Source organism: Nonomuraea sp. NPDC049695 (assembly GCF_040674955.1).
In the GTDB taxonomy this organism is placed as follows: Bacteria; Actinomycetota; Actinomycetes; order Streptosporangiales; family Streptosporangiaceae; genus Nonomuraea; species Nonomuraea helvata.
In genome coordinates, this window is the sequence record NZ_JBFANV010000013.1 from 165229 (window position 1) to 171653 (window position 6425).

A 6425-nucleotide genomic window follows, 5' to 3' on the forward strand; every position below is an offset into this window, starting at 1 on the left:
AAGTCACCTTTCGTCGGGACGGTCCGCCGGAGCAGCGCCCCAGGTGACCGGTAGCCGGTCAACTCCGTACACCGCCATGCGGTCACGGGTCGGCACCTCGGCCGCAGGAACGGCCAGGCGCAGGTCGGGGAAGCGTTCGAGGAGCGCGGTCAGCGCGATGCGGAGCTCGGTCCGTGCGAGGTGCTGCCCGAGGCACTGGTGGATACCGTGCCCGAACGCCAGGTGCCCGGTCGCGGGGCGTGCCACGTCCAGTGTGTCCGGGTCGGGGAAGCGTTCGGGATCCCGGTTCGCGACCGGCAGCGCCAGCACCACGGTCTCGCCGGTGGCGATGACCTCGCCGCCGATCTCGACGTCGACCAGCGCGGTGCGCCGTACGTCGAACTGGAGGATCGACAGGTACCGCAGCAACTCCTCGACCGCCGGTTCCGCGAGTTCCGGGTCCGCGGCCAGGCGGGCTCGCTGGGCCGGGTCGGTCAGCAGCACGAACGTCCCGAGCGCGAGCATGCTCGACGTCGGCAGATGGCCGGTGGCCAGCAGCACCATCCCGAGGTTGCCGAGTTCGTCGTCGCTCAGGTCGCCCGTCGCCATGGCGTGAGCCAGCAGCCCGTCGTCCGACGGGCCGGCCCCGGCGCGCAGGCGCGCGAGCAGGCCGCGTATGACCCCGATGATCGACCCCACGGCGTCGGCGGTCTGTTCCGGCGTGGAGTCCAGGTCGTTCATCACCGCCGTCGCGGCCTGGACCACGTGCCGGTCCTGCGGCGGGACGCCGAGCAGCTCGCAGATGACCAGCGCCGGGATCGGCATGGCGAACGACGTGACGAGGTCGGCGGTCGGCCCTGCGTCCGCCATCGCGTCGAGCGCCTCCGCGGTGTACCGCCGGATCGCGGGCGTCAGCTCGGCGACGCGTCGAGGCCCGAAATGGTGGCCCAGCAGGCGGCGGTACCGGGTGTGTTCTGGCGGGTCCATGTGGGGAAAGATCCCCGGCGGCGCGGGTGTCGGCCGCTGGTGCGCGCGCTCGCGGCCGACCGGCTGGTGCAGCAGCTCGCGCCGGGTGCTGAAGCGTGGATCCGCCAGGATGGCTCGGGTGACGCCGTACCCGGTCGCCACCCAGCCGATGTGCCCGTCGGGATAGGCGAGCCGGCTGAGCGGGGCTCGCTCCCGCAGTTTGACGGGCGGGTCGAAGGGGGTGGGTCGGTCGGTCTCCAACGGCTGGGCCGTCTGACCGTCACTCATCCGGCAATCTCCCATCCGCGTACCGGGCAGGGGTCGTCCCGGCACGCTGTTGATCATCGGCGCTGACGATTATGACCGTTAAGTCCGAAAAATGACACCACTAGTTATTTATGGATCATCCGATTAGCATCGGCGCTGACCGTCCGAAGATCCATCTGTCAACGCCCGGATTGCGAGACCGCGGTACGTATCCCCGGTCTGTGATCGGCAACCCGGCAGCTCTTTCAGCAGTCTCGGTCTTCCCCAGCAGAGGTGTTGATGGCGTATCTGGATGCGCAGGTAGCGGTTGTCGGTGCAGGCCCGGTAGGGCTCCTGCTCGCGTGCGAGGTGGCCCTGCACGGCGTTCCGGTGGTCGTGCTCGAACGACTGCCCGAGATCGAATGGCGGCCGAAGGCCGAGGGCATCACCGGACGGGCCATCGACATCATGGACCGTCGCGGTCTCATGATCGGCGTCACCGACGCTCTCCCCAGGCCGCCGACGTCAGAGGAGCGGGCACGCGTCGCCGAAGGTGAGCGACGGCCGGACAGCCTGCTCCCCAAGGCCTTCCCCGGCGCGCGGCATTTCGCCACCATGTTCCTGCTCCGCCCGGAGTCCCCCGACCTGCTGGTGCCCCAGCAACTCCTGGAGGAGGACCTGGCGCGGCGCGCGGCGGAGCTGGGCATCGAGGTACGGCGCGGCCACACGGTCACCGGTTTCGTCCAGGACGACGACCGGGTGCTCATCGACGTCGAGGGCCCGGACGGGCCGTACCGGATGGAGACGGAATGGCTCGCCGGCTGCGACGGCGGCCGGAGCGTGGTCCGTAAGCTGTCCGGCATCGCCTTTCCCGGAACGGACGGCGTCACGACCGGATACCGGGCCTTCGCCGAGATCGACGACCCCGGATTCCACCTCCCCGGCTGGTTCCGCAAGGACGGCGGACTCCTCGTGTACGAGGAGGGCCCACCCCGGTTCATCACGTTGGAGTTCGACGGCCCACCGGCGAACCGGGACGCGCCCATCACGCTCGAGGAGTTCCAGGAGGCGCTGCGCCGGCTCAGCGGCACCAAGGTGAAGGTCACCGAGGTCAAGAAGATCACCCGGTTCACCGACAACGCGCGGCAGGCCGAGACGTACCGCAGCGGACGGGTGCTGCTCGTCGGCGACGCGGCACACGTCCACTCCCATTGGAGCGGCCCGGGATTGCGGCTCGGGATGGGAGACGCACTCAACGTCGGCTGGAAGCTCGCCGCGGTCGCGCGCGGTTGGTGCCATGAGGACCTGCTCGACACCTATACCTCCGAGCGGCACCCGATCGGCGAGCAGACGCTGGAGATCCAGCGTGCCTCGATCGCGTTGATGCGGCCCGGCCCGTACGTCGACGCGCTGCGCCGGCTGCTCAGGGAGCTGCTGCTCCGCGACGAGGCGAACCGGCAGCTCACCTCCCTGGTCGACGACCTGCACATCCGCTACGACATGGGCGACCCGTCGCTGACCGGTCCGCTGGTCGGGCGCTACAGCCCGGACCTGCGGCTGCGGCGCGCCGGCGACACCGTACGGGTCGCGGAACTGCAGCGCACCGGGCGGCCGCTGCTGCTCGACCTCGGCGCAGGTCCCGAGCTGCGCGCACTCGCCGAACCCTGGGCCGACCGGGTCGACGTGGTCACGGCCGAATGCGAGCAGGCCCCGGCGGAGGCCCTGCTGATCCGGCCGGACGGCTTCGTCGCCTGGAGCACGCCCGCCGACCCGGCATCGCTGCGGGACGCTCTCACCCGATGGTTCGGCGCACCCGGACAGGAGGCTGGCAATGACTGATTCCAAGCTGACCACACTGCCCGTGTCGGCCACGGTCGACGAGGCGATCGACGTGGTCGAGCACGACGGAGCGGTGATCATCGAGGATTTCCTCGACGCAGACACGCTCCGCGGCCTCTGGGACGACCTGGGCCCGGACCTGGAACGCCAGGCGGACGGCGACGGGCGGCTGGTCGGCGAGAAGACCCGGATCCTGCCGGGGCTGGTGCGCCGGAGCGGGCACTCGATCACGATCATGCGACAGCCGCACTTCCTCGGCAGCGCGCGGCACTTCCTGCAGCGCCCCGTCAAGGCCTGGCTCGGCGCGCAGCGCGTGGAGCTGGTCCCGACGATCCAGCTCGGCATCTCGCGGGCGATCCAGATCCGGCCCGGTGTGCCGATCCAGGGGCTGCACCGGGACGACACGGCCCACCTCCGTACCCACCCGGGTCCGGAGAGCCGGGTGCAGGTCATGATCGCCGCGAGCGAGTTCACCGCGCGCAACGGCGCCACCCGCGTGGTCCCGGGGAGCCACCTGTGGGACGACGAGCGGGCGCCCCGCGACGACGAGGCGGTCCCCGCCGAGATGCGGCCCGGCGCCGCGCTGCTCTGGCTCGGCAGCACGTACCACGGCGCCGGCGTCAACGCCTCCGACGCGCCGCGCACCGGCCTGTCGTACGCCTACGACCTCGGCAATCTCCGCCAGGAGGAGAACCATTACCTGTCCTTGCCGCTGGACACGGTCCGCGGCTACCCGGAGGACATCCAGCGGCTTCTCGGCTATGAGGCCTGCCCGCCCATGTGCGGCCTGTACGAGCTGAGCGATCCGATGCTGCTGCTCCGCGACGGCCCGGAGAACCCTGCCGCGACGGCCGGCCCCCAGTGAGGTCCGATCTGCCCCGCTGAAGGAGCACAGATTGCGCACACCCGACATCTACCTGCGCAGTATCGGCGTGCACCTGCCGCCGGTGGTCAGCATCGAGACAGCCGTCGCCGAGGGCCGCTACCCGGCCGACGAGATGGAGTACTTCCGCCTGCGCGGCGCGGCGGTGGCCGGTGACGTGCCGGCTCCGGAGCTCGCGCTCCGTGCGGCCCGGCACGCGTTCGAGCGCTCCGGCGGGATGTCACCGCGCGACCTGGACCTCATGCTGTACGCCGACGTCTGGCACCAGGGGCCCGAGGGCTGGCAGCCGCAGTTCTACCTGCAGCAGCACCTGGTCGGCGGCGACGTCCTGGCGGTCGAGCTGCGGCACGGATGCTGCGGGCTGTTCAGCGCGCTGAAGCTCGCCGCCGGCTACCTGCGGCCGGGCGGCGCCGCGCTGCTGGTCGGCGCCGACAACCACGGCACCCCGCTGGTCGACCGGTGGCGCATGATCGAGGGCAACGTGATGGGCGACGCCGGGTGCGCGCTGCTGGTCACCACGGACACGGGCTTCGCGGAGCTGCGGTCGGTCAACGTGACCGTGCTGCCGGAGGCCGAGTCGGTCAACGACGGCGGCGTGCCGATGTGGCCGCCGGACGCGACCGTGGGCCGGCCGCTCGACTTCGCCTCCCGCAACCATGAGTTCCGCAAGCGGCTGCTGGACCGCGACGGCTCCGTCGTCATGCTGGCGATCCAGACGACGCTCATGGAGCTGGTCGACCGCACGCTCAAGGAGGCGGGGATCACGCTCGACGAGGTGGCGCGCGTGGCCCTGCCCCACGGGCGCTGGGACGACCTGGAGCACCGGTTGGTGAACTGGTTCGGACTGACTTTGGACGACACCACCTGGGACTACGGCGCCGGCATCGGCCACCTCGGGGTCAGCGACCAGTTCGTCGCCCTCGACCACCTGCTGGCCACCGGGGCGCTGGCACCCGGCGACTACATGCTCCTCATCGGGGTGGGCGCCGGCACCACCATGGCCTGCGCCGTCCTGCGGATCCTCGACATCCCCAGGGAGTACGCCTCCGGCGGCTAAGCGGGCGCGTGCATCGACGATCGAGTTCGACCAGCCCGGGAGGCGACATGGAGACGGCGGACATGTACATCAGCGGGGTCGGGTCGTACCTTCCTGACACCGTGAGCGTGGACCACGCCGTGGCGGCGGGTTGGTACCCGGCCGAGGAGGCCGAGCTGCACCGGCTCGCCGCGGTCGCGGTGGCCGGTGACGTGCCGCCGCCGGAGATGGCGTTACGGGCGGCGCGGAGCGCGGTGGCCCGCAGCGGGCGCTCCCCCACCGATCTGGATCTGCTGCTGTACGTCTCGACCTGGCATCAGGGGCCGGAGGGCTGGCCGCCCCAGGCGTACGTGCAGCGCCATCTGGTCGGCGACGGCGTCCTGTCCACTCAGCTCAAGCAGGGGTGCAACGGCATGTTCGCCGCCCTGGAGCTGGCCGCGAGCTACCTGCGCGCGGCGCCCGGCCGCCAGGCGGCGCTGCTGGTCGCCGCCGACAACTACGGCACCCCGCTCGTCGACCGGTGGCGGATGCTGCCCGGGGCCGTCGCCGGTGACGCGGGCAGCGCCCTCGTGCTCGACACCGAACCGGGGTTCGCCCGGCTGGCGTCGGTGTGCACGATGTCGGTGTCGCAGGCCGAGGAGATGCACCGCTGCGCCGAGCCGTTGTTCCCGCCCGGCGTCACCGAGGGCCGCACGGTGGACTTCGCGGCGCACAATGACGTGTTCCGGCGGCGCGCGGTGGTCGAGGGCGACGGGACCGCGGTCCTGGTGACGCTGGACGAGCGGATGGCCGAAGTGATCGACCAGGCCCTGTCGGAGGCCGGCATCAAGGCGGACGGCCTGACCCGGGTGGCCTGCATGAACACCTCCCAGGAGATCGCCGACCAGATCTGCGAGCACCGGCTGGGCATTCCGGCGTCCCGGTCGGTCTGGGACTTCGGCCGGACGATCGGCCACTGCGGGGCCAGCGACCAGATCCTCGCGCTGGAGCACCTGGTCCGCGGCGGCGACCTGGGACCCGGCGATCACCTGCTGATGTTCGGTTTCGGGCCGGGCGTGACCATCTCGGCCGCCGTCGTGGAGATTCTCGAGTCGCCCACGTGGGCGCGGATACGTGGAGGCGATGCGTGATGGCTCGACCTGCCGAGATGATCGCTCTGATCGGGATCGGCTGCCGCCTGCCTGGCGGCGTCGGTTCGGCGGACGACTACTGGAACCTGCTGTGCGAGGGACGCGACGCCAGCGGACCCGCGCCCGAGGACCGCTGGCGCGACTATGCCGACCGCGGCCCGTCGTACGCGGCGGCGGTGCGCCGCACCCTCGCGCGCGGCAGCTTCCTGGACGGTGTGGCCGACTTCGACGCGGAGTTCTTCGGGCTCTCGCCGCGCGAGGCGGAGCTGATGGACCCGCAGCAGCGCCTGGTGATGGAGACCGCGTGGGAGGCGCTGGAGCACGCCGGCGTGTCGCCGACCTCGCT

6 protein-coding genes are annotated in these 6425 nt (G+C 71.5%); 5 read left to right on the plus strand and 1 reads right to left on the minus strand.

The annotated features are described in order from the left end of the window. Window positions 1–3: 3 nt before the first annotated feature. On the minus strand, window positions 4–1233 hold the full coding sequence (locus tag AB0J64_RS14970) for a cytochrome P450 (protein ID WP_364026199.1): 1230 nt from the start codon (window positions 1231–1233) through the stop codon (window positions 4–6). 258 nt (window positions 1234–1491) lie between these two features. Between AB0J64_RS14970 and AB0J64_RS14975 the strand changes: the two genes are divergently transcribed. The 5 genes from AB0J64_RS14975 to AB0J64_RS14995 all read left to right on the plus strand — a co-directional run. Then, window positions 1492–3030, plus strand: a complete 1539-nt coding sequence (locus AB0J64_RS14975) for an FAD-dependent monooxygenase (protein ID WP_364026202.1) — start codon at window positions 1492–1494, stop codon at window positions 3028–3030. Continuing rightward, on the plus strand, window positions 3023–3895 hold the full coding sequence (locus AB0J64_RS14980) for a phytanoyl-CoA dioxygenase family protein (RefSeq protein WP_364026205.1): 873 nt from the start codon (window positions 3023–3025) through the stop codon (window positions 3893–3895). Before AB0J64_RS14975 ends, AB0J64_RS14980 begins: the two co-directional genes overlap by 8 nt. A 31-nt stretch (window positions 3896–3926) precedes the next feature. Beyond that, a complete protein-coding gene (locus tag AB0J64_RS14985) occupies window positions 3927–4970 on the plus strand; it encodes a ketoacyl-ACP synthase III family protein (protein WP_364026207.1) in 1044 nt (347 codons plus the stop codon). A gap of 47 nt (window positions 4971–5017) precedes the next feature. Continuing rightward, entirely contained in the window at window positions 5018–6079 is a 1062-nt protein-coding gene (locus AB0J64_RS14990; RefSeq protein ID WP_364026210.1) for a ketoacyl-ACP synthase III family protein, read from the plus strand. Then, a partial coding sequence (locus AB0J64_RS14995; RefSeq protein WP_364026213.1) for a beta-ketoacyl synthase N-terminal-like domain-containing protein occupies window positions 6079–6425 on the plus strand: 347 nt, incomplete at its 3' end. The genes AB0J64_RS14990 and AB0J64_RS14995, both read left to right, overlap by 1 nt.